We start from the raw sequence: 24,027 nt of genomic DNA, 5'->3' as shown, positions 1-24,027 counted from the left end.
CCATGGATGAAATCGTCAGACAGGCCATCGCGAAGTGGCCGAACGTTCCGCATTGCTATGGCTGGCTCGGCCTCGACGCGCGCGGCAACTGGTACATGCGCGACGACCGCACGCAGGCTGCAGGTCCGTTTCCGGCCGAGCGCGGATCGCTGTTGCGCCACGACAAGCTGATCGACTTCATCCAGCGCAACTACGAATGCGATGCAGCCGGGCAGTGGTTCTTCCAGAACGGGCCGCAGCGGGTTTACGTGGAGCTTGAGGCGGCGCCGATCGTCTGGCGCATCGGCAACGATTTTTCAGTGAGGACGCACACCGGCATTGCGGCAGAACCGACGGCTTGCCTGCTGGACGAGGCCGGGCGGGTGTTCCTGGCAGCGCCGATCGGGCTCGGGCTGGTGCATACGCAGGACGTCGGTTTGCTGGCGGAAGCGCTGGAACGGGGTCTGTGGGCAGATCCCGAATCAGTGATTGCAGCCGATCTTCCGAAGCGCTTCGGTCATGTGATGAGCCCGGCTGCGCTGTCTGCGCAGCCAGCGCGTCCGTAAAGAAACTACTTGACAGCAGCCGATGCGGGCGCCGCAGGCATAGCGGCGCCGGATTCTGCGGGCGCCGTGGGCGCCATGGGCGCCGTCGATGCCGCAGGGGCAGCACCGTCTGCGGGAGCTGCAGCCGCATCGCCGGCCCCCGGGCGCTCTGGCACCGGGAACTTCGCACCGCCCGCATCGGCCATGTAGACCACCGCACGGCCGATCTCGAGATCTTCGTAGTCGCCGCCGCCCTGGGCAGGCATCACGCCCTTGCCCTTGAGCGCATGTTCGAGCAGCGTCGCATAGCCTTGTCCGATGCGCGGCGCCCAGGCTGCCGCATCGCCGAGATGCGGTGCGCCGGGAATGCCCGGTACGCCGTGGCACGCGATGCACTGCGCCTTGAAAACCGCTTCGCCGGCCGCCAGCGGGCGATTGGCGTCGCGGATTTCGATGGCGCCGACCTTGCGCAGGCGATCGGCCAGTTCACGGTCGCGGTTGTCTTGAGACACGCCGTAGAGCGACATGCCGTCGCCGGACGCCGCTCCCGACGGCTTGTTGCCGGAGACCACGAACATCACGAGCCCGACGATGATCAGGATGGGCCCGATGAAGAAGACGCCGACCGCCACCAGCAATTGCTTCGGGCTCTTGATCGGGCCGGTATGGGCGTCTTGGGTGGCCTGGTAGTGCGGGTCTGCGCTCATGGCGTCCTCTATTCGGGGCTTCGGGGCTGCTCGGGGGGCTTCAAATCAACGCGCAATTATAGGGAGCGCGTCGATCTGCCCCTTGTCGCCTACCTGTCCGTCCAGCCGCCGCCGAGCGCCTTGTAGAGCGTGACCTGGTTCTGCAGTTGCTGCAGCCGCGCCTGCGTCGCCGCCTGCTGTGCGGTGAACAGAGAGCGCTGGGCGTCGAGAAGGTCGAGCGAGCTCGAAATGCCGTTGCGGTAACGCAGGTCCTGCAGCCGGAAGCGGGTCGCCTCGGCATCGGTCTGTGCGCGCAATGCCCGCACCTGCTCACCATAGGTCGAACGGCCGGCAAGGGCGTCGGCCACTTCTCGGAATGCGGTCTGGATGGTTTTCTCGTACTGGGCCACCGCGATCTGCTGGTTGGCCCGCGAGATGTCGAGGTTGGCTCGGTTCAGACCGGCGTTGAAGATCGGCAGCGTGATCGACGGCGAAAAGGACCATGCCTTGGTGCCGGCCGAGAACAGGTTCGAGAACTCCGTGCTCTGCGTGCCGATCGCGCCGGTCAGGGAGATGCGCGGGAAGAAGGCCGCACGCGCCGCGCCGATGTTCGCGTTGGCCGCGATGAGTTGCTGCTCGGCGGCGCGGACGTCCGGCCGCTCGGTCAGCAGGTCCGATGGGAGGCCGGCGGGCACGTCGGCCATGACCGCGGCGGTCGACAGTCCGCGCTCGATGCCGGTGAGCGACGTCGACGGCACCGGTGCGCCGACCAGCAGGGCCAGCGCGTTTTCGTCCTGCGCACGCTGGCGCTGCAGTTGCGCATAGGAAGCGCGGGCGGTTTCCGCAAGCGAATTGGCGAGCTGGAAGTCGATTTCCGACGAGACGCCGTTCTCGAAACGCAGCTTCGTGAGCCGCACGGACTCGTCGCGCGTGCCGAGCGTCTGGCGCGTGATCTCTAGCAGCTCGTCGTCGGCCAGGACGGTGAGCCAGCCGTTCGCGACGGCGGCGATCAGGCTGATCTGCGTCGCCTTGCGCGATTCTTCGGTGGCCAGGTATTGCGCGAGCGCCTGCTCCTTCAGGCTGGCGATACGGCCGAAGAAGTCAAGCTCCCAGGCCGTGACGCCCAGATTGACCGCATAGCTCGACGACACGCTGCCGCCGCCGAAGGCCTGGTAGATGTTCGGGCTCGAACGCGAGCCGCTGCCGTTGAGGCCGACCGCCGGAAACTGCGCCGCGCGCTGGATCTGGAACTGCGCGCGCGCCTGCTCGATGTTGAGCACCGAAACGCGCAGATCGCGGTTGTTGGCGAGCGCCGTCTCGATCAGCCCGCGAAGACGCGTGTCGGTGAAGAAGTCCTGCCAGGCCACCGTGGCCGGAGCGGCACCGGTCGGCTGCACCGGATCGTTCGGGAAGATCGACGGCACGGGGGCCGCCGGACGCTCGTAGGTCGGGATGAGGGAGCAGCCGGCCAGCACCATGCTGGCGACGAGCGCCGTCAGCGCAGGGCGCGCGACGCGCAGCCCGAATCCGTGGATGGTCTTATTCATGGCTCTTGTCCATCTCGATTCCTGCCGCTTCGGCATGTCGCCGCTCGGCCTCCTGCTGGCGCGCGCTGCTCTTGAACAGTCCGCGCACGACGACGAAAAACACCGGCACGAAGAACACCGCCAGGATGGTGCCGGTGATCATGCCGCCGAGAACGCCGGTGCCGATGGCACGCTGGCTCGCCGAACCGGCGCCGGATGCAAGCACCAGCGGCACGACACCCAGGCCGAAGGCCAGCGAGGTCATGATGATCGGCCGGAAGCGCAGATGCGCGGCCTCGAGCGCCGCTTCGACCGCGCTCTTGCCCTGCGCCTGCAGGTCCTTCGCGAACTCGATGATCAGAATCGCGTTCTTCGCCGACAGGCCGATGATGGTGATCAGGCCGACCTGGAAATACACGTCGTTCGAGAAGCCGCGCAGATGCGTCGCGATCAGCACGCCGAGGACGCCCAGCGGCACCACCAGGATCACCGACAGCGGAATCGACCAGCTCTCGTAGAGCGCGGCCAGGCACAGGAACACCGCCAGGATCGCGAAACCATAAAGGATCACGGCCTGCGAGCCGGCGAGTTTTTCCTCGCGCGTCTGACCGGTCCATTCGTAGCCGAAACCTGGCGGCAGTTGCGATGCGAGCTTCTCCATCTCGGCAATGGCGGCACCGCTGCTGGAACCGGTCGCCGGGGAGCCGTCGATGCGCATGGCCGGATAGCCGTTGTAGCGCACGGTCTGTGTCGGGCCGGTGACCCAGCGCGTCGTCGCGAAGGCCGACAGCGGCACCGCCTGGCCCTGCATGTTGGCTGCGTTGAGCTTCAGCAGGTCGTCGGGCTGCATCCGCGCCGGCGCATCGGCCTGCACGACCACGCGCTGCAGACGGCCCTGGTTCGGGAAGTCGTTCACGTAGCTCGAACCGAGCGAATTCGACAACGCGCTGTTTATCGCGTCGAACGTCACGCCCAGCGCGCTGGCCTTGTCGCGGTCGATGTCGATCTGCAGCTGCGGCGCGTCTTCGAGGCCGTTCGGGCGGACCTGGGCCAGGATCGGGCTCTTGCTCGCAAGGCCGAGCAGCTGGTTGCGGGCATTGACCAGGGCGTCGTGACCCAGGCCGGCACGGTCCTGCAGCCGGAACGTGAAGCCGCTGGCGTTGCCCAGTTCGGGAATCGGCGGCGGGCTCAGCGGATAGATGAACGCATCGCGGATGCCCGACAGGCCGCCGAACGCACGGCCGGCGACCGCATCGGCCGTTTCGCCGGCGCCCTTGCGCTCGTCCCAGTTCTTCAGCGTCACGAAAGCGAGCGCTGCGTTCTGGCCGAGACCGGAGAAGCTGAAACCCAGCACGCCCACCATGCTCTGCACTTCAGGCTGCTTGAGCATGAATTCCTCGACCTTCTGGATCACCGAGAGCGTGCGCTCCTGCGTCGCGCCGGGCGGCAGCTGCACGTTGACCAGAACGTTGCCCTGGTCTTCCTGCGGCAGGAACGACGTCGGCAGGCGCATGTAGGCGAAGGCGACCACGCCGATCAGCACCGCATAGATGATCAGGTAGCGGCCGGCGCGGCGAAGGATGCGCTTGACGAATCCCTCATAGCCCTTGGCCGTGCGCGTGAAGCTGCGGTTGAACCAGCCGAAGAAGCCCTTCTTCTCGTGGTGACCGCCCGCTTCGACGGGCTTCAGCAACGTGGCGCAGAGCGCCGGCGTCAGCGAAAGCGCCATGAAGGCAGAAAACGCGATCGACGACACCATCACCGCCGAGAACTGGCGGTAGATGCTGCCGGTCGAGCCGGAGAAGAAAGCCAGCGGTACGAACACCGAGATCAGCACCACCGTCACGCCGATGATGGCGCCGGAGATCTGCTTCATGGCCTTGCGCGTCGCCTCGATCGGCGACAGGCCTTCCTCGGTCATGATCCGCTCGACGTTCTCTACCACCACGATCGCATCGTCCACCACGATGCCGATCACCAGCACCATGCCGAACATGGTCAGCACGTTGATCGAGAACCCAAGCGCCAGCAATACCGCGAAAGTGCCCAGCAGCGCGATCGGCACCACGATGGTCGGGATGATCGTGTAGCGCCAGTTCTGCAGGAACAGGAACATCACGACGAACACCAGCGCCACGGCCTCGAGCAGCGTTTCGGCCACCTGCGTGATCGAAATCTTCACGAAGTTCGAGCTGTCGTAAGGCATGTTCCATTTCACGCCCTCAGGAAAGAATTTTTCCAGTTCGGCCATCTTGGTGCGCACGGACTTGGCTGCGTTCAGCGCATTGCCGCTCGGCGACAGCTGGACGCCGATGCCGATGGCTGGCTGGCCGTTCAGGCGCGCTGAAGTCGAGTACGACTGGCCGCCCAGCTCGATGCGAGCGACGTCGCGCAACCGCACGGTCGAGCCGTCGGTATTGGCGCGCAGGGCAATGTTGCCGAACTGCTCGACGGTGGAAAGCTGCCCGGTGACCACGACCGTGGCGGAAATGCCCTGGCCGCTGATGTTCGGCAGGTCGCCGATCGTGCCCGACGACACTTGAGCGTTCTGCGCCTTGATCGCCGCGCTGACTTCGGCGGACGAGATGTTGTAACCGCGCATCTTGACCGGGTCGATCCAGATCCGCATGGCACGCTCGGTGCCGAAAAGCTGCGCTTGGCCGATGCCGGGCACGCGCTGCAGTTCGGGCAGCACGTTGCGCGAGGCGTAGTCGCCCAGCGCGATCGGGTCGTAGGCTGGATTGGTGGACGACAGGATCACGAACGCCAGGAAGTTGGCACGCGACTTGTCGACCCGCACGCCCTGCTGCGTCACCGCGGCGGGCAGCCGCGGCGTGGCGCGCGACAACCGGTTCTGCACGTCCACCTGCGCCAGATCGGCGTTGGTGCCGGGCTCGAAGGTGACGGTGATGGTGCCGGTACCGTCCGCCTGAGCGACCGACTCGACGTAGATCATTCCCGGCGAGCCGTTCATCTCGCGCTCGATCACCGACAGCACGCTCTCCTCGAGCGTCTGCGCCGATGCGCCCGGATAGGCGGTGTTGATGACGATCGCGGGCGGTGCGACCGGCGGGTACTGCGCGATCGGCAGCTGCGTGATCGCCACGCCGCCCATCACGATGATGAAGAGTGCGATCACCCACGCGAAGATGGGCCGATCGATGAAGAACTTTGCCATGCGGCGGGCTCCTTACTTGGCAGCCGATGCCGAAGCAGCGGGCGCGGCGGCGGCGGGCTTGGTCCACGGCACGGCCTTCACGGCGGAACCCGGCGGCAGCATCTGCAGCTTCTGGAAGCCGTCGACCATCACCTGCTCGCCGGCCTTCAGGCCGTCGAGCACCACCCACTGGTTGTCCTTCGCCGCGCTGATCTTGACCGTGCGCTGGCTCATCTTGCCTTCGGCGTCGACCACCGTCACGGTGTCGCCCTTCTGGCTGCGCGTCACGGCCTGCTGCGGCAGCGTGATCGCGTTCTCGACCTGCGCCTGCTCGATGCGCACGCGCACGTACAGGCCGGGCAACAGATCGCCCTTCGGATTCGGCACCTCGGCACGCAGCGTGACCTGGCCAGTGGTCTGGTCGACGGTCAGGTCGGTGAAAAGCAGCTTGCCCGGCGTCGGATATTCGGAGCCGTCTTCCATCACCAGGCGCACGCTGGCGGCACCGCTGTCGTCGGCGCGCTTGAACTTGCCTTCCTGCATGGCGCGGCGCAGCTTTAGCACGTCATTGGCCGACTGCGTGAAGTTCACATACAGCGGATTGACCTGCTGGACGACGGCCATCTCGGTCACGTCGCCCTGCCCGACCAGCGCACCTTCGGTGACCAGCGCGCGACCGATGCGGCCCGATATGGGCGCCGTCACGGTGGCGTAGCCGAGACTGATCTTCGCGGTCTGCAGCGAAGCACGGCTCACGGCGACGTCGGCTTCGGCGGCCTTCTGGGAAGCCACGGCATTGGCGTATTCCTGCTTGCTCACCGCGTTGGCCTCGACCAGCGGCTTGTAGCGGTCGGCCAGCGCCTTGGCCTGCACGGCATTGGCTTCGGCGCGCGCAAGACCGGCCTGGGCGCTCGAAGACGCTGCCGTCAGCGTTGCGGGATCGATGCGGAACAACGGTTGTCCGGCCTTCACATCGCTGCCTTCCTTGAACAGACGCTGCTGCAGGATGCCGGCGGCGCGCGCTCGCACCTGGGCGATCCGGGAAGCTTCGAGCCGGCCCGGCAATTCCGTCACCAGACCGATGTTGGTCGGAGTCGCGACGACGACACCCACTTCGGTCGGCGGACGGGCTGCGGCAGGCGCAGCGGCAGCCGGCTCCTTGCCTTTGCCGCAAGCCGCGAGGGTGGCCATGACCACGACGGCGACGCCGGCGAAAGCCAGACGCCCGGGAGACAGGAAGCGGCGCGAAGAGGCATGCGAATGCGGCATGTGAGTCCTTAGAAGCAGAAACGGGGGTCTGATGTGGATAACTCGATCGCCGTCAAGGCGATATACCCGCAAGAGACATCGAAGAGTCGGCAAGTTTACATACATTCATGGATGTATAGTCAACCCTTTCAAGAACTTGTCGCATTTCTGCAGGAGACCCATTGGCTCGTCACACGAAGGAAGAGGCGCTCGCCACACGCAACAGGTTGCTTGACGCGGCTGAATTGCTGTTCCAGGCGCAGGGCGTTTCCCAGACCTCGCTGCAGCAGATCGCGGTGCAGGCGAGCGCGACGCGCGGCGCGATCTACTGGCATTTCAAGGACAAGGCAGATCTCTTCAACGCGATGATGGAGCGCGTCACTCTGCCGCTCGAAGCCGCGCTGCAGAAATCGGCGGCAGTCGACGAGGAACCGCTGAGAGCCGTCGTCGGCATGCTGGTTGCGGCGCTCGAACTCATGACCACCGATCCGCAGATGCGTCGCGTGTTCGAAGTGGCGACCCAGAAGGTCGAGTACACGCAGGATATGCAGTCGGTGCATCACCGTCATCTGGCGTCGCTCAATGCCTGCGTGGCCGACTACGAGAAAGCACTGCACCACGCCGCGAACCGACATCGCGTGACCCTGGCCGTTCCGGCGTCCGTGGCGGCGCAGGGCCTGCATGCGCTCGTGTGCGGGCTGATCCAGAACTGGTTGCTGGACCCCGAAGCCTTCGATCTGATCGAAACGGGACGGCAGGCTTTCGGCGTCTATGTGGCCGGGCTGGGGTTCGAGCGATCCGAAGCTTCGGAGTTAGGCGATAATGGAAAGCTTCCCGCATCGACGGGGAACCCTCTCTCGCTGTATTTCAACGGATAGAATTCGGCCCTCCGAAGGCTGAGATCCTGGTTCGATTCCAGGCGGCGGGACCAGACACTGTTTTCCGGTAGTCCCAGAAAGCCTCAAAACCCGCATGCTGCAAGGCATCGCGGGTTTTTTGTTGCCTCGCACGTCTGCCCTCGTCGTGTGTGTGCGCATGCGCGGCCGCTAGATCACCTTCACCACGACCTTGCCCTTGGCACGTCCACTCTCGACGTACGCCAAAGCCCTGGCTGTGTCGGCAAACGAAAACACCCGATCGACGACCGGGCGGATCGCGCCCGATTCGATCAGCGAAGCGATCTCGCCAAGCTGGCCTCCGTCGGCGTGCATGAACAGAAACGAGTAGGCAACGCCACGCTGCCCGGCCTTCTTGCGGATGCCGTGGCTGAGCAGGCGCAGAACCAGTCGCAACGGCCAGGCGAAGCCTTGTTCGGCTCCGTAGTCTGGCGTTGGCGGACCGGAGATGGAAACGAGATGACCGCCCGGCCTGAGTATCCGGAGCGACTTCTTCAACTCGTCGCTGCCCAGACTGTTCAGCACGACGTCGTAGTCGCGCAACTCCGTGGCGAAGTCCTGCTTCCTGTAGTCGATGACGAGATCGGCGCCGAGCGACCTGACCCAATCGACATTGGCCGTGCTGGTGGTCGTGGCGACGAACGCGCCCAGATGCTTCGCCAACTGGATGGCGATCGCGCCGACGCCACCCGAGCCCGCCTGGATGAAGACCTTTTGCCCCTTCTCGAGCCTGGCGATCTCGACGAGCGCCTGCCACGATGTCAGCGCGACCAGCGGAATCGATGCCGCCTCTTCCATGCTTAGGTTGGCAGGCTTGCGCGCCACCGAGTCTTCCTTGACCGCGATGTATTCGGCGAACGTGCCGATCCGGAGATCGTCCGGCCGCGCATAGACCTCGTCGCCCACCTCGAAACGCGTGACGCGTGTGCCGACCGCGACCACCTCGCCGGCCACGTCGTGGCCGAGCACCAGCGGCATGCGATAGGGCAGGACGAGCTTGAATTCCCCTCTCCTGATCTTGACGTCGAGCACATTGACGGCCGCCGCGTGGATCTTGATCAGGACGTCATCGTCCTGCAGCTCGGGCTCCGGAACCTGGGCCATCCGGCCGATTTCCTTCTTGCCGTAGCGATCAATGAGAAAGGCTTTCACGCCAGGTAACGCGCGGCCGCGTGTGCCTGCCGAATGTCGGAGAGCAGCCCTTGACGGGCACCGTCCAGCGCATCCCAGCGCGCTGCGACATGCAGCGGCGGAATCGTGACCGATTCTTGACGGTCGAAGCCGACCAGCGCTGCATCGACCAGTTCATTCACGTCCATCAGGTCGGAGAGCGAATCGATGTCAATGCCCGCTCGCTCCCAGATCTCGGTCCGTGTGCCGGCAGGCAGAACGGCTTGCACGTAGACCCCCTTGGGCGACAGTTCGAGGTGCAGCCCTTGCGACAGGAACAGCACGAAGGCCTTGGTCGCGCCGTAGACCGTCATGTTGAATTCGGGCGCGAGGCCCACCACCGAGCCGATGTTGACGATCGCGCCCGTGCCGGACTGCACGAAGCGCGGTGCCACCGCGGTCGCGAGACGCGTCAGTGCCGTGGTGTTGAGCGTGATCAGGCGGTCGATGCTTTCGCCGGTCTGCTGCAGGATGTCGCCCGACTGGGCCATGCCGGCGTTGTTGATCAGTACGCCGATGCGGGCGTCGTCGCGCAGGCGCGCCTCCACCAGTGCGATGTCGGCAAGCTGGGTGAGGTCGGCCTGCAGCACGTCGACGTCCACGCCGGCGGACTCTCGCAGGCGCGCGGCCAGTGAGTCCAGGCGGACCTTGTCGCGCGCGACCAGTACGAGAGGGTGGCCGCGGCGCGCGAAGCGCTCGGCGTAGACGGCGCCGATGCCGCTGGAAGCGCCGGTGATGAGAACGGTCGGATGGATGGTCATGTGCACTCCTGGATTAATGATTACGATGATAATCTAAATTGGGATTTATGATGACGATCGACATCAATATCTCATGCGTGCTACGACGCGAAGCCATTTATCTGGAAGGAACGATGAAAGTCACCAAGGCGAAAGCACAGGCCAACCGTGCCCATGTGGTCGAGACGGCGTCCGCCCTGTTTCGGGAGCGCGGCTACGACGGGGTCGGTGTCGCCGATCTGATGGCTGCCGCCGGCTTCACTCACGGCGGCTTCTACAAACAGTTCGGCTCGAAAACGGACTTGATGGCGGAGTCCGCCGCCTGCGGCATCGCGCAGACCGCAGCGTTGAGCGCCGGCGTGGACATGTCGACGTTCGTGCGGCACTACCTTTCGCGCAGTCACCGCGACGCGCGCGCGGCCGGTTGCACGATGGCTGCGCTGGGCGCGGACGCAGCGCGACAACCCGATGCGGTCCGGACCGCCTTCGCCGCCGGCATCGAAAGCCTGCTCGCTGCCCTCGAACCCGAAAACGTTTCGACCGACGAAGCGGACGCCGGTCGAAGACGGATCGATTCGCTCGACCTGCTGGCACATGCGGTCGGCGCCATCGTCATGTCGCGCGCCTGTCCGGACGATTCATCGTTGGCCGACGAGATCCTGGCGGCATGCAGCGACAGGATCCTCGCCTCGCTGAATCCGCCGGCGACCACGGCGCCGAGCAAACGCACCCACCTTTAACCCGAACCACCAGGAGACGACCATGACAGTCGAGTCAGTCATCGAGCGCTGGGAGGCCGACGAGGCCGCGGTGCGCGCCCGTCTGCGAGTAGCCGGCACGGCATCGCAGAAAGAAATCGTCGGGCGGTCGGGCATGGAGATCTTCGAAGGGATCTTCTCCGGCGAACTTCCGCCGCCGCCGATCGGCGACACGCTCGACTTCTGGCCGATTCACGTGGCGCCAGGAGAGGCCGTATTCCAGGGACGACCGCAACGCCGGCACTACAACCCGATGGGCACGGTGCACGGCGGCTGGTTCGCGACCTTGCTCGACTCCGCCGTCGGGTGCGCCGTTCATTCCACCCTGGCTGCAGGCAAGGCGTTCACGACGCTGGAACTCAAGGTGAACATGGTGCGTGCCCTGAGCGACAACGTGTCGCTGGTGCGCGCGGAGGGCAAGGTGATCCACGTGGGACGCCAGGTCGCCACGGCCGAAGGACGCATCGTCGGTCCCGATGGCAAGCTCTTCGCCCATGCGACCACGACCTGCCTGATCTTCGACCACCCCGCACTCGCCATGTGACATGTGACATGTGACATGCGACAGAGCCAGCGCACACCTATGCTCTGGTCGACATGCACAACCAGAACTCGCCCCCGGAAACACCGCCACCGCGCCGGAGAGGCCGTCCTCCCCTGCTGGAAGCAGGACTGGTCGAGCAACGAATACTCGACGCAGCAACCGCGCTTTTCCTCGAGCAAGGTTTCGGACGGACCACACTCGACCAGGTGTCACAGATTTCCAAAGCTGGCAAATCGACGCTTTACGGCCGTTATCCCGACAAGCAGGCGTTGTTCGCCGCCGTGACCAATCGTTCGATCCAGACCATGTTTTCCGAGGTCAAGGCACCACCGGCAGGCGGCAGCACCAGCGACCGCCTGAGGCACGTGGGCCTAGAGCTGGCCAAAAGCCTGCTCGTTCCCCGTTGCATCTCGCTCATGCGCATCACTGCGGCGGAGGCAATCAACTTCCCGGACCTGGCGACGATGGCTTATCAGGTCAGCTTCGAGGGTTCCATGCGCTGTGTCCTGGCCGCGATGAAGAAACGCACGGCAAAGCCCTCGAAACGGGATCTGGACATTGCGCGCCGGTTCGTCGAACTGGTATTTCAACCCGTGTCGTTTCAGGCGGCTTATGGTGCTCCGATCGAAGCGTTGCGCCAACGTTGCGCTCTCGACGTCGAAGACGCCTTGCTGCTGCTCAGAACCAAAGGGTGGCTGGACGATTGACTCGTTTGCCTTGGTCAAACGACTCGTCCTCATGGAGAAAGCCTGGTCCTACGTCCGAAGGCGCCATTGGCGATGGCGCCTTCGATTCAGCACTGTAAACTCGTTAATGGACGAAATCGTTCAATAATGCGCCTGAGCACTGCGACGTCGTTCGGTAGTGCCACCGCAACCCTCAACCGAGTCAACCGGGACCATCACCATGGCAAAAGAGAATTTCATCAAGTGGCACATCGCCGGCCTTCACGCCCTGCGCTCCGCCAGCGAACAGGGCGTCGAAGCCGCTCACGAACTGCATGCAAAGGCCGGCAGCGCGGATGTCAGGTCGTTGCTCGAAGCGTACGCTGCGACAGCAGCCAGACAGCAAGAAGCGTTCGTCGGCTTTCTGAAGGAATTGGACGCCGAGCCGAACGACTTCAAGGATCGGATCATGGAAGGCACCAACAAGGGCATCAGCGAGATGGTCAAGGCGGCACCGGATCAGGACCTTGTGGACATGAGCGCGGTACGCGGCGCCATGTCGGGCCTCGATTACTACATCGGCGCTTTCACCGACCAGAGTGCGTTGTCGGCCAAGCTGGGCTACGCGGATCAGGCGCGGAAGCTGTCGTCGCTGAGCGAAGCGGCTCAACAGTTGCGCGATCGATTTGCCGATGCAGCCGACACGATCCGCGAAAAAGCTGCGACCGAAGCGTGACTGCCGGACTTGCATCCAAGACGGAAAGACGCAAGTTGTCGGCTGTCTACGAGCTGATGAGCAAGGCCTACACCACGTTCGACAAGACGGACGATCCATGGATGACCAACGGCCTTTCCTCCACGCCTTTCCGGAGCCTGGTGTCTGGCTGCCTCTCGACCGTGACCGTCACCACGCGGGTGGTCAGCGCCTGCGTGCCGCTCTACAAGAAGGTTTCGACCTTCGAACAGCTGCTTGCGCTGGATGACGAGGAGCTGAGAGAAATCATCAAGCCGGTTGCGCACTACAACCGCAAAACCGAGGGATTGAAGATCATGGCTCGCCAGATCATCGAAGACTTCGACGGCAGGATTCCGGACAACAGAGACGACCTGCTGAAGCTGCATGGCGTCGGCAACAAGGTCGCCGATCTCATGATGAATTTCCTGTTTTCCGAAGAGCGCATCGCAGTGGACACGCACATCCTGCGGCTGTGGAATCGCCTGGGTTTTGTCGAGACCACGTCCGCGGAGAAGGCGACGGAGGCCATCAACGCGCAGACGCCCAAGCGATACAAGCGCCACGCCCACGAATGGCTGATCCAGCACGGCATGAAAGTGTGCGTGGCTCGAATGCCGAAGTGCGGCGAATGCATGGTGACGAAGTACTGCGACTGGTTCAAGCAGCACGAACCGCTGAAGAGCCGCGCGGCCAATGCCGAGATTGCCCCCTGACTTTCCAAGACCCAGAAAATGCCTACTCTCTTCGACCCCATTCGCCTCGGCAGCATCGACTGCAAGAACCGCATCTTCATGGCGCCGCTGACACGCGGGCGCGGCACGCACACCCACATTCCGACCGACCTTATGGTGGAGCACTATCGCCAGCGTGCGTCCGCTGGCCTGATCCTCAGCGAGGCCACCGGCATTTCCCAGCAAGGCCTGGGCGTTCCGTATGCGCCCGGAATCTGGAACGAGGAGCAGATGGCCGGCTGGAAGAAGGTCACCGCTGCGGTTCACGAGGCCGGAGGCAAGATCGTCCTGCAGCTCTGGCATATGGGACGCGTGGTGCACTCGTCGTTCAACGCTGGCTGCCGGCCCGTGTCGGCATCCGCGACGACTTCGCCGGGCCATGGTCACACGTACCACGGCAATGAGGAGTACGAGACCGCACGCGCTCTGGAAATCGGCGAAATCGCGGACATAGTCAGACAGTACGGTGTCGCTGCCCGCAATGGGATGGAGGTCGGCTTCGACGGCGTGCAGGTACATGCCGCCAACGGCTATCTCGTCGACCAGTTCCTTCGCAACTATTCGAATTTCCGGAAGGACCGATATGGTGGCAGGGTCGAAAACCGCATCCGCTTTCTCAGCGAGGTCGTCGAAGGCGTCGTGGGAGCAGTCGGTGCCGATCAGGTTGGCGTGCGCTTGTCGCCGAATGGCGAAATCCTCGGCGTGAACGACACCGATCCGCATGTGCTGTTTCCGGCGGCAGCTACGCGTTTGCGCGAACTCGGCGTCGCTTATCTCGAAGTGCGCGAGGCACCGGCTGGCAAGTACATGCTGTCCTCGGACACCGAACAGGTGCATCCGGCCATGCGCGAAGCTTTCGGTGGCACGTTCATCATGAACAGCGACTTCGACTTCGAGCGCGGCCAGGATATCCTGCAAAAGGGCGAAGCCGATGCAGTGTCGTATGGGCGACCGTTCATCAGCACGCCCAACCTGCCCGAAGCTTTCAAGGCTGGAAAAAAAGTTGCTCCCGGCAATCCCAAGACCTATTACGGTCTTGGTGCAGAAGGCTACATCGACTACCCGGCAGTCTGAATGCCAGCGCTCATCAGGACACCAGGACCCGTCGTGGGCGGATTTCGCGAATGACCAAAGCACTTTTGTGGCTGGCCGACGACCTGAGAATGGAAGACAACCTGGCACTCGACTTGGGATTGAGTGCTGCGTACTCTGGTTGCATGGCGGTGCGGATTCAGCCCGAGGCCAGAGGCCGGCCTCGACGCACGGCAAACCGGCGCGCCTTGGAAGATGCAGCGGAGTCGGCCCTGATCCGAAGCCTTTCCGTGCTTGGGGTTCACTTGTCGTTGCTGGGCAATGGCGACGAGCTTTCACTTGTGCGGCTGTGCCGTGAGTCTGGCTGCAGCGTCGTGATTCGGAACGCGGCGGATGGGTCTCCAGCAGAGGCCGAATGCCGCGATCGATTGGAACGCGAACTTGCAGACGAGGGAATTCCGCTCCTGATCGTCAACGGCGAACTCATCAGGCGTTCAGGTCCAGGAGGTGATCGACCCGATGTACCTCATCTGTCGGACGACGAAAGCGTTGCTCCGTCGCGAATCGCCGCAGACCATCCGATTGCTTTGCTGCGCGCGTTCCTGAAGCGTCTGCCCGACAGCGACTACGAGGCCGGCATGTGGATGCCCGCAAATGACCGGTCGAGCACGAGCCAGCTTTCCACCCACTTTGCCGCTGGTGTGCTGTCGAGCGACCGGGCCTGTCTGGAGACCATGAGGGCCAAGGCACTGTGGCTGGCGCATCACCCGGGTCAGGCGGGCACGGTTGCCGGTAAGTCTTTCGGCGCTTTCCATCGCCGAGTGAATATGCGGAAAGGATTTCTCGCGAGCTACTCGAAACGATGTTCGAAATATCTGCAACCGCTCGCGGCACCTCGTGACAGCCCTACGGCAGCCACAGCAAATTTATGGCGACTCGGTCAAACGGGAATCCCCATGCCTGACGCTGCGATGCGCGAGCTTGCAGCGACTGGCTGGATCAACTTCAGATTGCGACAGCTTGCTGCTTCCTACGGCATTCAGCTGCTCGGTCTGCATCCCGACGAGGTCGGCGTTGCACTTGCCGAAATGTTCGACGACTACGAGCCCGGCATTACCTGGCTTCAGGTTGCGATCAACGAGGGCACGCTTGGTGAGGAGCGCGGTCCCCGAATACTGAACCCGGTGAAGCAGGGGCACGATCTGGATCCTGACGAAGTTTATGTTCGGCATTGGATTCCGGAACTGTCGGATGTTCCCAAAGGACTTGGTCACGAGCCGTGGATGCTTGACTGCAACCCCCTCTCGCCGCCCATCGTGGATCACCGTGCAGCATTGCGTGACGCAAAAGCGAAATGGAACAAGAACAGCAGGGTCTCGCCGCAGCTTGTATTGTTTTAAGCGCTCGTCCCGATCGATAAACGCGTCAGCCACCCGCACTCAACGTGCCGACCATGCCGCGATAAGCAGCGGCAGGACCTCGGATCAGCGCTGCGGGCTCTCGTTCTTCTCCCGCAGCCGCTCTGCCTCTCGCGCCAGTGCAACCGCTTCGACGACCTGCTCCAGCGTCAGCGGCCCGGTCAGCGACACGTCGCCGGCGACGACGCTGTCCAGCGCTTCCTGCCCGCTGCGCCCCGCCACCCAGGCAAAGGCCGATGTGATCGATCCGCCGCCGAAGCTCGCGCGCAGCGCTTTCGATGCGGCGCGTCCGACTTCGGCAAACGCCGCCTGATCCGCTGCAGTCGACGCTGCACGCACGACGAGGCAGAACGCGGCCAGCTTGTCGGCTTCGGTGCGCAGGCGGCGGGCCTTGCCGGCGCTCTGGGGGGTACGAACGGGGGCGGCTGCCGGGTCGGGAGGCAGTGGCGAATTGGAATTGAGCGGCATCTGTGCGTCTGAATGTCAGTAACGGTTCTCGGCTATCGATTGTCATGCGCCACGCTGCGTGCGGAAAACGATGAAGCAACTGCAGTTTTCTTCGTTCGCAAATAACCGCAGTCTGCATAACCTGCGCCTCCTCATGCATTTTTGCAAGTTGCCGCCATGAGCCAGCGCGCCCCTCCCACCAACCTATTCAAGAAACCATCATGAGCATTCAAGCCATCAACGTGCGCAATCAGTTCAAAGGCAAGATCCGCGAGATCATCCGCGGGGATGTCGTCTCGGAGATCGACGTGGAAACGCCATGGGGCATCGTCACTTCCGTGATCACGACAAGGTCGGTCGACGACCTGAGCCTGGTGGTGGGCACGGAAGTGGTCGCGCTGGTGAAGTCGACGGAGGTGTCGATCGCGAAGCTGTAGAAGAAGTCGTTCGGCGGAAGGCGGAAAGCCCGCTTCAGGTCCCCGCGCCGCCCCGCGCAAGACCGAAGAAATCCTCAAGCCCGATCTGGCCGCCCTTCAGCACGATCTCCAGGCCGTCGCGGCTCGGATTCGTCGACCAGGCCCGGCACAGCGGCGCGCCGGGAGACAAGGCGGCACTGACCGTGAGCGCGTCGATATCGAGTGCACTCGCGACCTCGCCGGAGCTGTCGCCGCCCGCGATCACGATCCGTGGCGGCGACGCCCGATCGAGCAACCGCTTCATTACCAAAGCCAGCGACGCCCCGATGCGCCGCGCCGCTTCAGGCCGCGAAAGCCGCGCGTCAAGGGCCAGCCGGTCGAAGCATTTCACGGCCTCGTCTTCCGGCCCCTCCGCGCTGAAGACCAGAGGAGAGATGCCGCGCCGCAAGGCACCGGCTGCGATCCCCACTACGCGCTCGATTTCCGCTTCGCACGTGTCAGGGTCCAAGGCCTGCGCGACATGCATACGTTCGACATGGAAGCCGTTGGCGCGCGCCCATGCGATCTGCGCCGCCGTCACCGGCGAGCAACTGCCGCTGACCGCAGCGATCGCATCCACGGCCGATCGCGCCGGCAACGAGGGCGTTTTCGGCAGCAATCCGAGCTCGCGCCAATGAGCTGCCAGAGCGTATTGCAGGCCGGACGACGATGCACTGAACAGCCCGTCGCCACGGCGCTCCCAGACCAGCCGGCCGGCCGCAGCAAGCGTCTCGTCGTCGAGCAAGTCGATCAGCACGATGGGCACATCGTCGCCTGCCATTGCAGCGGCGCGTCCGTCCGCCGTGCCCTGGCGCAGCTGCAGCAGATCGATCAGCTCGATACGGCGCGTCGTCTGTGCAGCCAGGTGCAGGCGCAGATCGGATTCGCCCATCGGCGTGACCGGATGCCGCGACATCGTCGGATGCCGGTCGAGCCGGTAACCGACCCCGTCGACCGCCGCGAACAGGTTGCCGAAGACCTGGTAGCGCCCGAGACGCGGCGCGCCGACGAGGGTCGGCGACCATCGCCCCGGCATCGCGCGCGTGCCGATGTCGATCGCACGGCCGATGGAACCGGTCTCGGGGGACGAGTCGAAGGTCGAGCAGACCTTGTAATGCAGGATCGGCGCGCCCAGCGCAGCGAGGGCGGCGAAGACCTGCGGCAACTCGGCATCCATCCAGGCCGGGCTGCGTCCGCGGGAAGATCCGGCGATGCCGATGCACCTCGCTTCGGGAAAGCGCGCGACCATGTCGGCCGTCGGCGTCGCGAGAAACAGCACGGTCGGCACACCGGCCGCCGTCATCGCCTCCATCGCATCGGTCGAGCCGGTGAAATCGTCGCCGTAGTAGGTCAGCAACGGGCCATCCGGCCAGATGTCTGGCGCGTTCATCGCCAGAATCCGAGCGCCTGCGCCAGGGCCGGCACGCGTTCGGCATGGGCTTCAAGAGATTCGCCCGACATCGCGGCATCCCAGGCTGCGCGCAGCGCCTCGACACCCGCGGAAACGCCGCCCGGGTGGCCGAAGATGCCGCCGCCCGCCGTATGGATCAGGTCCGCCGAGCCCAGCGCGGCGAAGGTGTCGTACGCCTGAAGCCCGGTCTGGCCCGAGCTGAAGACCGGCATCGCAGGCAACGCCGCACCGGGCATCACCGGCGCCAGCACGGAACGCGCCGCGGCGATCACGCTCTCGTCGGACTCGCTGAACTTGTTGCGCAGGCCGTTGACGTGCAGGTGATCGGCACCGGCGAGCCGCCAGATCTTCTGCAGCGGCGCGAAGTCGAATCCCAGCGCCGGCGACCGGCTGAGGTAGCCCCAGCCGGCACGGTGCGCGTGGATGGGCAGTTGCGAATGGCGCCTCAGCTCGGTCAGCCCGACGAGGCCAATCGCGTTGAGGCACGCCATCACGCAGGTTCCGCCTTCGGCCACGACGAGATCGTGGCGTCGGCGCATCCGGTCCAGGTCGCCCGTGAGGTTGAACGCGACCATTGCTTTCTTGCCGGTCCGCTCGGCCGCATCGTTGACGACGCGCATCACCGCGCGCACGCGTTCGTCGAACGGGCAGTTCGGACCGTCGGCCTGCAGCTCGTCGTCCTTGATGAAATCGATGCCGCCGGCCACCAGTTCGCGGACCTGGAAAGCCGTTTCTTCCGCCGACAGCCCGACGCTGGGTTTGATGATCGTGCCGATCAGCGGCCCGCGAGCGACGCCGGCCAGCCTGCGCGTGCCGTCGACACCGAAAGCCGGCCCCTGGTAGGCCGTTGCGAACGACGGCGGCAGCTGCAGGTCCAACAGCCGGAGCCCGGTGACGGCGCGAAGCTCGTAGAGGTTGCCCGCCACGGTCGCCATCAGCGTCGGCAGGCAGGGGCCGAGATTCTCGATGGGCCACGACAGCTCCAGCAGGCAGCGCGTGTAGCGCGGCGATACCTTCGGCGTGGGCAGGCTCGGCGTGGCCGAGCTGTCGAGCACTTCGAGGCGCTCGATCCGCGCACCGGCGCGGGCCTTGAGTTCGGGCGTCTCGGTCGCCAGCGCGACGAAGGTGCCGCTCGATTGCTCGCCCGCAATTACCTCGGCCGCGCGCGCCGGCTCATCGCCGGTCTCCAGCCAGTAGGTCGCATGGATTCGTTCGCCCATCGATAGGTCCTCGGCTTTCGTGCTCAGGTGATCCGGCGGATGCTCTCGGCAATCTCCGCGCGATCGAACACCTTCAGCCAGTCGTCTCGCATCAGGCGCGGCTTGCCGAAGGTGATGGCCTTGTTGCAGGCGTCGGAGAACGCGCCCGGAATCTCCTTGAAGATCACGGCGGCGAGGATGTTCATGTGGCCGAGCAGGAAATCGCGCGCGCATTGCTCCGGAACCCCGCGCCTGACGGTTTCTTCCATGGCCTCGCGCATGACGTCGAGCAGCGTCGCGCAGACGGTTTCCGACAGGCCCGGCTCCAGGATCGCCATCTGGTCGACCGTCAGCCGGTACGAACGCAGGATGGGCGCGTAGATCACCTTCGCGATGTCCTCGCCCAGATCGAAGGCTTCGGCCGGCCCCTGCATCAGGGCGCTGGTGATCGATTGCTTCGCCGCACCGCCACCGAAATGATCCTTGCGCGCCTCGGGCTTGGTTTCGTCGTTGAAGATCGTCGGATGGCAGGGATGGGCAACGAAATAGGTCAGGTCGGCGCGGTCGGGCAGATGGCCGGCGAACGGCGCTGCGGCGTCGAGCGTCATCACCATCGTGCCGGGCCTGAGGCGGGGCGCGATCTCGTGGACTACCTTGCCGATCAGCGTGTCGGGGATCGCGAGGATGACGACGTCGGCGTTGTCGAGCGCCGCATCCATGTCGACGCATTCGACGCCGAGCTCGTCCTTCAGGCGCGCGCGGCCCACCGGGCTGGGCTCGATGTGGCTGACGCGATAGTCGGACTTGAGCAGGTTCTTCGACAGGCGAACGCCCATCTTTCCGCCGGCGCCGAACAATGCAATTCTTTTTTCTTTCATGGTGAGTTTCCTTGGAGTTGGATGGGACGCGTGATCGGGCCGTTCACTTGGCATGGGATGTCGGCACCAGCTTTCTGCCGCCGAGTCAACTGGTATGATGAGTACACCATTTGGTGTGATCTATCGTCATCGGGGTTAACGTGAGCGGCGTCGACAGGGCCTGATCGGGGCCTTCAGACACCGTGTTAACGTCATCGGAACCTTTCAAAACCGCCCTCGTCGGGCCGATCTGATGCCCGAGACCATTCCGCGCCGCAAGCTTTATCAGGAGGTCCTGGACCGGTTGATGGAAAGGATCCGATCGGGCGCGATCGCGCCGAACACGCACCTGCCTTCGGAACGCGAACTGATGGAGGAATTCGGCGTCGGCAGGCCGGCTGTACGCGAGGCGCTTCAGTCGCTCGAACGGTCGGGCATCGTCGAGATTGCGCACGGCGAGCGTGCGCGGGTCGTGGTACCGACGGCAGCGCAGCTGATTTCGCAGTTCGCGGGTGGCGCCATGCACATGCTGCGCACTCAGCCCGGGACGCTCGAACATCTCAAGGAGGTGCGGGTGTTCCTGGAAACGGGGACGGCGCGCATGGCGGCGGAACGCGCAACAGAGGAAGACATCGCCCGACTACAGCTGGCGATCGCCACGCACCGCGCGTCGATGGTCGACTTGGACCGGTTCATCGAACTCGACATGGCCTTTCACCGCGAGATCGCGTCGATCAGCCGGAATCCGATCTTTCCGTCAACCGTCGAGGCGCTTTTCGGCTGGGCCGGCGAGTATTACCAGTCGCTGGTGCGCGCGCCGGGTGCCGAGGAACTGACGCTGGCCGAGCACCAGCGCATCGTCGATGCCATTGCCTCACGCGATCCCGATGCGGCCGCAGCGGCGATGCATGCGCATCTGACGCGCGCCAACACGCTGTACCAGCAGCTGCTCCGCCCCGCCTGAAAGACTGCAGGCACGAGCGACGGCACAGGAATTGGGCGCAGGAATTGCTTCCTGGTCGTCTCTGCCCCCGAAGAGGGCAAGCCGTTCACCCATCTGGAGCACCGAAATGAACATCCAACGCAGGCACGCCTGTCTCGCAGCAGCCCTCGGCGCCCTGGCGGTCGCAGTTCCGGCGCTCGCCATCGCCGCCGACAAATACCCCGACCATCCGGTCAAGGTCATGGTCGCCCTGCCCGCCGGCGGCGGCGTCGACATGATCGCCCGCCTGGTCGGGCAGAAACTCGCCACGCAGACTGGCCAGCCTTTCCTGATCGACAACAAGGCCGGCGCCTCCGGCCGCATCGGCCTGCCGCTGGTGACCAAGGCGCCGGCCGACGGCTACATGCTGACCGTCTCTCCCGCGTCCTTCCTCACCACCAACAAGAGCATCTTCAAGACGCTCCCTTACGACCCGGAAACCGACTTCGCGCCCATCACCAAGCTCGCGAACCAGTCGATGGTGCTGGTGGTGAAGGACAAGGACAAATTCCCGAACGCCGCCGCCGTGCTGGCCGCAGCAAAAGCCAAGCCCGAAGGCCTGACCTACGCATCGTCGGGCGACGGCAGTCCGCAGCATCTGGCGGGGCTGATGTTCGAATCGCGCATGAAGGTGCGCATGGTGCACGTGCCCTACAAGGGCGGTGCGCTGGCCATCAACGACATGCTGGGCGGCAACGTTGACCTGCTTTTCGCGCCCCTGCCCGAGGCGCTGCCGCACATCAAGTCCGGCAAGCTCGCGGCGCTGGCGATCATGGACGACAAGCGCTCGCCGCTGATCGCCGAAGTGCCGACGATGCGCGAAGGCGGCATCGCCAACATGACCATGATCACCTGGATCGGCATGCTGGCACCGGCCGGTACGCCGCGCCCCATCGTCGACCAGCTCAACCGCCAGGTCCACGCAATCCTTCAAAGCGAGGACGTGAAAGCGCAGTTGCGCGACGCCGGCATGGACGTGGCGCCGACCACGCCGGAGCAGTTCAGGCAGACGATCGCGCAGGAGATCAAGCTGCACGCGGAACTGGTCAAGGCGTCGGGGCTGATTCCTCAGTAACCGAAAGCTGTAGCGATTCCAGCACGCAGTTCGCCGCGGCCAGGTCCCACAGCGCACATCCGACCGACTTAAAGACGATGGGCCGCTGATTCGAATCGGCATCCGCCGGCGCGCCGGTGTCGACGGCCAGTTCCTGAACGGCATCCCAGTCGACGCCGGCCTTGATCAGGTCGCCGGCCTCGGCGAGGCAGGCGGTCAGCGCATCGACGACGACGAAAGAGCGCCGCACCAGCGAAGGCGGCAGCTCGCTCATCTGCGCGGTGAAGGCGCCGACCGCGCAGACGACGGTGCCATCCGCTATCGCGTCGGCCGCTTCGTCGGACATCACCGGCTCCATGCTGTTGGTGGCGGTGACGACGATGTCCGCCGATGCCAGTGCCGCGGCGAGGTCGTCGACCCAGGAAATCTCGACGCCGGCGTTTTGCGCCGACGGCGCCAGCTCCTCGGCGAGGCCGAGAGCGGACGCCTCGTTGCGCGCGTGAATGCGGATCGACGCCACTTCGCCCTGCGCGATGAAGGCTTCCGCATGCGCCCTGGCCTGCACGCCGGCACCGATGATGACCAGGCGCAGCCCGGGCGTCGCGCGCAACGCGGTCGACGGCGCCAGCTTGGTCGCCGCCAGCACCGACAGCGCAGCAGTGCGTCGCAGCGTCAGCACATCGCCATCGAGCAAAGCGATGCGCTGGCCGTTGTCGGACCGCATCACCACCGCTTCGGCCTGCACGCGCGGCAGCGAGAAGCGCGCGTTGTCGGGATGCACGGTGACGGTCTTGGTCAGCGCATGCGTGCCGTCGCCGGCCAGCATCGACAGCAGACGCCCGCCCGCTGCCAGCGGCAGCACGCCGCGCGTCGGGCAGTGCACGAGACCGTCGGTGCGCAGTGCAAGCATGCGGTCGAGAGCGCGCATGAGGGCGTCGTGCGCGATGCGGGCATCGGTTTCGGTGGCGTCGAGTTCGATCATTCTTCGATCCATCGCGCCACTTCGGCGAGCGGTGCACGTGTCGTGCGGAAGCCGTTGGCCGGATGGCCCGGGTCTTCGTAGCCGAACGAAATCCCGCACAGCACCAGCCATTCCGGCGGCAGCTCGAACCATCGTCGCAGGAACTTCGAACGCGCGGCCAGCGCGCCCTGCGCGATGCTGGCGACGCCGAAGCTGCGCGCGGCCAGCATGAAGTTGTTGACGTAGGCGCCGCAATCCAGCACGCCGTAAGTGCCGAGCACGGCTTCGGTGGTGACCAGCGCGAAGTGCGGCGCGCCGAAGAAGCGGAAGTTCTCGGCTGCCTGCGCCGCCGACGCCGCCCGGTCGCCATGCGCGATGCCGACGCTGTCGTAGAGCTGGAAACCGCATTCCCGGCGCCGGTCGCGGAAGCGCCCATCGTAGGCCTGCGGCGGCGCGATGTCGTGCGAGGTGTCTTCGGTGGCGTCGGGTTGCTGCAGCGCATCGCGCAGGCGGTTCGTGGCCACCGCGCCCGTGACGGCGATCTGCCAAGGCTGGGAATTGCACCAGGACGGCGTGCGCTGCGCGAGCGCGAGGATCGCGTCGACGGTGCTGCGCGGCACCGGGTCCGGCAGGTAGCCCCGGCAGCTGAATCGCGTGTCGAGAAGCGCATGGAAATCGGTATCGGGCGGACGGTCGGCGGAAGATTCGGTCATGGCGTCTGGCGGAAGTGGCGTCCCTCCATTGTGGGTGCGGTCGTCGCGCCGACGACGACCCGCACTGCGCATCAAGACCTACAGCGCCTCGCGAGCGGTGCAGCGAAGTTCGTTGGC

At 64.9% G+C, this 24,027-nt stretch carries 24 protein-coding genes and 1 tRNA gene; 13 read left to right on the top strand and 12 right to left on the bottom strand.

What is annotated here, in order from left to right:
- The first annotated feature begins 2 nt into the window (after positions 1-2).
- Positions 3-545 carry a DUF2946 family protein gene (locus ACSFA3_RS18685; protein ID WP_435507006.1) on the top strand — a complete coding sequence of 181 codons (543 nt, stop codon included), beginning with the start codon at positions 3-5 and terminating at the stop codon, positions 543-545.
- 5 nt (positions 546-550) lie between these two features.
- Here ACSFA3_RS18685 and ACSFA3_RS18680 read toward each other — a convergent pair whose 3' ends face one another.
- The 4 genes from ACSFA3_RS18680 to ACSFA3_RS18665 all read right to left on the bottom strand — a co-directional run bounded on the left by ACSFA3_RS18680 (position 551) and on the right by ACSFA3_RS18665 (position 7,162).
- Positions 551-1,231: a c-type cytochrome gene (locus ACSFA3_RS18680; RefSeq protein WP_435507005.1), complete on the bottom strand. Its 681-nt coding sequence runs from the start codon at positions 1,229-1,231 to the stop codon at positions 551-553.
- 89 nt (positions 1,232-1,320) lie between these two features.
- Positions 1,321-2,757, bottom strand: a complete 1,437-nt coding sequence (locus tag ACSFA3_RS18675) for an efflux transporter outer membrane subunit (protein WP_435507004.1) — start codon at positions 2,755-2,757, stop codon at positions 1,321-1,323.
- On the bottom strand, positions 2,750-5,914 hold the full coding sequence (locus tag ACSFA3_RS18670) for an efflux RND transporter permease subunit (RefSeq protein ID WP_435507003.1): 3,165 nt from the start codon (positions 5,912-5,914) through the stop codon (positions 2,750-2,752). Before ACSFA3_RS18670 ends, ACSFA3_RS18675 begins: the two co-directional genes overlap by 8 nt.
- Positions 5,915-5,926: 12 nt before the next feature.
- A complete protein-coding gene (locus ACSFA3_RS18665) occupies positions 5,927-7,162 on the bottom strand; it encodes an efflux RND transporter periplasmic adaptor subunit (RefSeq protein WP_435507002.1) in 1,236 nt (411 codons plus the stop codon).
- 161 nt (positions 7,163-7,323) lie between these two features.
- Between ACSFA3_RS18665 and ACSFA3_RS18660 the strand changes: the two genes are divergently transcribed.
- Both ACSFA3_RS18660 and ACSFA3_RS18655 read left to right on the top strand, forming a co-directional pair.
- Positions 7,324-8,019 carry a TetR family transcriptional regulator gene (locus tag ACSFA3_RS18660; protein WP_435507001.1) on the top strand — a complete coding sequence of 232 codons (696 nt, stop codon included), beginning with the start codon at positions 7,324-7,326 and terminating at the stop codon, positions 8,017-8,019.
- Positions 7,998-8,072 (top strand) — tRNA-Arg (locus ACSFA3_RS18655). Before ACSFA3_RS18660 ends, ACSFA3_RS18655 begins: the two co-directional genes overlap by 22 nt.
- Before the next feature lie 115 nt (positions 8,073-8,187).
- Here ACSFA3_RS18655 and ACSFA3_RS18650 read toward each other — a convergent pair.
- Together ACSFA3_RS18650 and ACSFA3_RS18645 are read right to left on the bottom strand one after the other, a co-directional pair.
- On the bottom strand, positions 8,188-9,189 hold the full coding sequence (locus ACSFA3_RS18650) for an NADP-dependent oxidoreductase (RefSeq protein ID WP_435507000.1): 1,002 nt from the start codon (positions 9,187-9,189) through the stop codon (positions 8,188-8,190).
- A complete protein-coding gene (locus ACSFA3_RS18645) occupies positions 9,186-9,968 on the bottom strand; it encodes an SDR family NAD(P)-dependent oxidoreductase (protein WP_435506999.1) in 783 nt (260 codons plus the stop codon). Before ACSFA3_RS18645 ends, ACSFA3_RS18650 begins: the two co-directional genes overlap by 4 nt.
- A 113-nt stretch (positions 9,969-10,081) precedes the next feature.
- Between ACSFA3_RS18645 and ACSFA3_RS18640 the strand changes: the two genes are divergently transcribed.
- The 7 genes from ACSFA3_RS18640 to ACSFA3_RS18610 all read left to right on the top strand — a co-directional run bounded on the left by ACSFA3_RS18640 (position 10,082) and on the right by ACSFA3_RS18610 (position 15,813).
- Positions 10,082-10,687, top strand: coding sequence for a TetR/AcrR family transcriptional regulator (locus ACSFA3_RS18640; protein ID WP_435506998.1), 606 nt, complete (start codon positions 10,082-10,084; stop codon positions 10,685-10,687).
- 22 nt (positions 10,688-10,709) lie between these two features.
- The gene (locus tag ACSFA3_RS18635; protein WP_435506997.1) at positions 10,710-11,249 is read left to right on the top strand and encodes a PaaI family thioesterase; all 540 of its coding nucleotides are present in this window, start codon (positions 10,710-10,712) and stop codon (positions 11,247-11,249) included.
- 53 nt (positions 11,250-11,302) lie between these two features.
- The gene (locus ACSFA3_RS18630; protein ID WP_435506996.1) at positions 11,303-11,956 is read left to right on the top strand and encodes a TetR/AcrR family transcriptional regulator; all 654 of its coding nucleotides are present in this window, start codon (positions 11,303-11,305) and stop codon (positions 11,954-11,956) included.
- A gap of 199 nt (positions 11,957-12,155) precedes the next feature.
- The gene (locus tag ACSFA3_RS18625; protein WP_435506995.1) at positions 12,156-12,650 is read left to right on the top strand and encodes a DUF892 family protein; all 495 of its coding nucleotides are present in this window, start codon (positions 12,156-12,158) and stop codon (positions 12,648-12,650) included.
- A gap of 35 nt (positions 12,651-12,685) precedes the next feature.
- On the top strand, positions 12,686-13,363 hold the full coding sequence (locus ACSFA3_RS18620) for an endonuclease III domain-containing protein (RefSeq protein WP_435506994.1): 678 nt from the start codon (positions 12,686-12,688) through the stop codon (positions 13,361-13,363).
- A gap of 18 nt (positions 13,364-13,381) precedes the next feature.
- Positions 13,382-14,455, top strand: coding sequence for an alkene reductase (locus ACSFA3_RS18615; protein WP_435506993.1), 1,074 nt, complete (start codon positions 13,382-13,384; stop codon positions 14,453-14,455).
- A gap of 50 nt (positions 14,456-14,505) precedes the next feature.
- Positions 14,506-15,813 (top strand): FAD-binding domain-containing protein, encoded by a 1,308-nt coding sequence (locus ACSFA3_RS18610; protein ID WP_435506992.1) that lies wholly within the window; start codon positions 14,506-14,508, stop codon positions 15,811-15,813.
- Positions 15,814-15,897: 84 nt separating this feature from the next.
- On the opposite strand, the gene ACSFA3_RS18605 is transcribed toward ACSFA3_RS18610, so the two are convergent.
- Positions 15,898-16,299: a hypothetical protein gene (locus ACSFA3_RS18605; RefSeq protein ID WP_435506991.1), complete on the bottom strand. Its 402-nt coding sequence runs from the start codon at positions 16,297-16,299 to the stop codon at positions 15,898-15,900.
- Positions 16,300-16,499: 200 nt separating this feature from the next.
- Between ACSFA3_RS18605 and ACSFA3_RS18600 the strand changes: the two genes are divergently transcribed.
- Complete coding sequence (locus ACSFA3_RS18600; protein ID WP_435506990.1) at positions 16,500-16,715, top strand: TOBE domain-containing protein; 216 nt, start codon at positions 16,500-16,502, stop codon at positions 16,713-16,715.
- A gap of 34 nt (positions 16,716-16,749) precedes the next feature.
- On the opposite strand, the gene oiaK is transcribed toward ACSFA3_RS18600, so the two are convergent.
- From oiaK to ACSFA3_RS18585, 3 genes are read right to left on the bottom strand one after another with little or no spacing between them, the layout of a single operon-like run.
- The gene (gene oiaK / locus ACSFA3_RS18595; protein ID WP_435506989.1) at positions 16,750-18,123 is read right to left on the bottom strand and encodes a 3-oxo-isoapionate kinase OiaK; all 1,374 of its coding nucleotides are present in this window, start codon (positions 18,121-18,123) and stop codon (positions 16,750-16,752) included.
- Positions 18,120-19,364, bottom strand: coding sequence for a ribulose-bisphosphate carboxylase large subunit family protein (locus ACSFA3_RS18590; RefSeq protein ID WP_435506988.1), 1,245 nt, complete (start codon positions 19,362-19,364; stop codon positions 18,120-18,122). Before ACSFA3_RS18590 ends, oiaK begins: the two co-directional genes overlap by 4 nt.
- Before the next feature lie 23 nt (positions 19,365-19,387).
- Positions 19,388-20,221, bottom strand: coding sequence for a phosphogluconate dehydrogenase C-terminal domain-containing protein (locus ACSFA3_RS18585; protein WP_435506987.1), 834 nt, complete (start codon positions 20,219-20,221; stop codon positions 19,388-19,390).
- A 232-nt stretch (positions 20,222-20,453) separates the two neighbouring features.
- Here ACSFA3_RS18585 and ACSFA3_RS18580 point away from each other — a divergent pair, with 232 nt between their 5' ends.
- Both ACSFA3_RS18580 and ACSFA3_RS18575 read left to right on the top strand, forming a co-directional pair.
- Complete coding sequence (locus ACSFA3_RS18580) at positions 20,454-21,164, top strand: transcriptional regulator NanR (protein ID WP_435506986.1); 711 nt, start codon at positions 20,454-20,456, stop codon at positions 21,162-21,164.
- 106 nt (positions 21,165-21,270) lie between these two features.
- The gene (locus tag ACSFA3_RS18575) at positions 21,271-22,257 is read left to right on the top strand and encodes a Bug family tripartite tricarboxylate transporter substrate binding protein (protein ID WP_435506985.1); all 987 of its coding nucleotides are present in this window, start codon (positions 21,271-21,273) and stop codon (positions 22,255-22,257) included.
- Here the strand turns inward: ACSFA3_RS18575 and ACSFA3_RS18570 are convergent.
- Positions 22,229-23,218 carry a delta(1)-pyrroline-2-carboxylate reductase family protein gene (locus ACSFA3_RS18570; RefSeq protein ID WP_435506984.1) on the bottom strand — a complete coding sequence of 330 codons (990 nt, stop codon included), beginning with the start codon at positions 23,216-23,218 and terminating at the stop codon, positions 22,229-22,231. The two genes, ACSFA3_RS18575 and ACSFA3_RS18570, sit on opposite strands and share 29 nt — an antisense overlap.
- Positions 23,215-23,910: a nitroreductase gene (locus tag ACSFA3_RS18565; RefSeq protein WP_435506983.1), complete on the bottom strand. Its 696-nt coding sequence runs from the start codon at positions 23,908-23,910 to the stop codon at positions 23,215-23,217. Before ACSFA3_RS18565 ends, ACSFA3_RS18570 begins: the two co-directional genes overlap by 4 nt.
- Positions 23,911-24,027 lie beyond the last annotated feature (117 nt).

This window comes from Variovorax glucosi (assembly GCF_051216695.1).
Taxonomy (GTDB): domain Bacteria; phylum Pseudomonadota; class Gammaproteobacteria; order Burkholderiales; family Burkholderiaceae_C; genus Variovorax.
The sequence above is the reverse complement of the archived record's forward strand: the minus strand, read 5'-3'. Positions and strand labels throughout refer to the sequence as shown.

Excerpts from the sequence above, each read along its gene's own strand:
- ACSFA3_RS18645 (WP_435506999.1), bottom strand. The coding sequence starts at position 9,968 with ATGACCATCCATCCGACCGTTCTCATCACCGGCGCTTCCAGCGGCATC.
- ACSFA3_RS18625 (WP_435506995.1), top strand. The coding sequence starts at position 12,156 with ATGGCAAAAGAGAATTTCATCAAGTGGCACATCGCCGGCCTTCACGCC.
- ACSFA3_RS18665 (WP_435507002.1), bottom strand. The coding sequence starts at position 7,162 with ATGCCGCATTCGCATGCCTCTTCGCGCCGCTTCCTGTCTCCCGGGCGT.
- ACSFA3_RS18570 (WP_435506984.1), bottom strand. The coding sequence starts at position 23,218 with ATGATCGAACTCGACGCCACCGAAACCGATGCCCGCATCGCGCACGAC.
- ACSFA3_RS18610 (WP_435506992.1), top strand. The coding sequence starts at position 14,506 with ATGACCAAAGCACTTTTGTGGCTGGCCGACGACCTGAGAATGGAAGAC.
- ACSFA3_RS18605 (WP_435506991.1), bottom strand. The coding sequence starts at position 16,299 with ATGCCGCTCAATTCCAATTCGCCACTGCCTCCCGACCCGGCAGCCGCC.
- ACSFA3_RS18590 (WP_435506988.1), bottom strand. The coding sequence starts at position 19,364 with ATGGGCGAACGAATCCATGCGACCTACTGGCTGGAGACCGGCGATGAG.
- ACSFA3_RS18615 (WP_435506993.1), top strand. The coding sequence starts at position 13,382 with ATGCCTACTCTCTTCGACCCCATTCGCCTCGGCAGCATCGACTGCAAG.
- ACSFA3_RS18585 (WP_435506987.1), bottom strand. The coding sequence starts at position 20,221 with ATGAAAGAAAAAAGAATTGCATTGTTCGGCGCCGGCGGAAAGATGGGC.
- ACSFA3_RS18675 (WP_435507004.1), bottom strand. The coding sequence starts at position 2,757 with ATGAATAAGACCATCCACGGATTCGGGCTGCGCGTCGCGCGCCCTGCG.
- ACSFA3_RS18580 (WP_435506986.1), top strand. The coding sequence starts at position 20,454 with ATGCCCGAGACCATTCCGCGCCGCAAGCTTTATCAGGAGGTCCTGGAC.
- ACSFA3_RS18670 (WP_435507003.1), bottom strand. The coding sequence starts at position 5,914 with ATGGCAAAGTTCTTCATCGATCGGCCCATCTTCGCGTGGGTGATCGCA.
- ACSFA3_RS18575 (WP_435506985.1), top strand. The coding sequence starts at position 21,271 with ATGAACATCCAACGCAGGCACGCCTGTCTCGCAGCAGCCCTCGGCGCC.
- ACSFA3_RS18640 (WP_435506998.1), top strand. The coding sequence starts at position 10,082 with ATGAAAGTCACCAAGGCGAAAGCACAGGCCAACCGTGCCCATGTGGTC.
- ACSFA3_RS18635 (WP_435506997.1), top strand. The coding sequence starts at position 10,710 with ATGACAGTCGAGTCAGTCATCGAGCGCTGGGAGGCCGACGAGGCCGCG.
- ACSFA3_RS18630 (WP_435506996.1), top strand. The coding sequence starts at position 11,303 with ATGCACAACCAGAACTCGCCCCCGGAAACACCGCCACCGCGCCGGAGA.
- ACSFA3_RS18565 (WP_435506983.1), bottom strand. The coding sequence starts at position 23,910 with ATGACCGAATCTTCCGCCGACCGTCCGCCCGATACCGATTTCCATGCG.
- ACSFA3_RS18685 (WP_435507006.1), top strand. The coding sequence starts at position 3 with ATGGATGAAATCGTCAGACAGGCCATCGCGAAGTGGCCGAACGTTCCG.
- ACSFA3_RS18680 (WP_435507005.1), bottom strand. The coding sequence starts at position 1,231 with ATGAGCGCAGACCCGCACTACCAGGCCACCCAAGACGCCCATACCGGC.
- ACSFA3_RS18600 (WP_435506990.1), top strand. The coding sequence starts at position 16,500 with ATGAGCATTCAAGCCATCAACGTGCGCAATCAGTTCAAAGGCAAGATC.
- oiaK (WP_435506989.1), bottom strand. The coding sequence starts at position 18,123 with ATGAACGCGCCAGACATCTGGCCGGATGGCCCGTTGCTGACCTACTAC.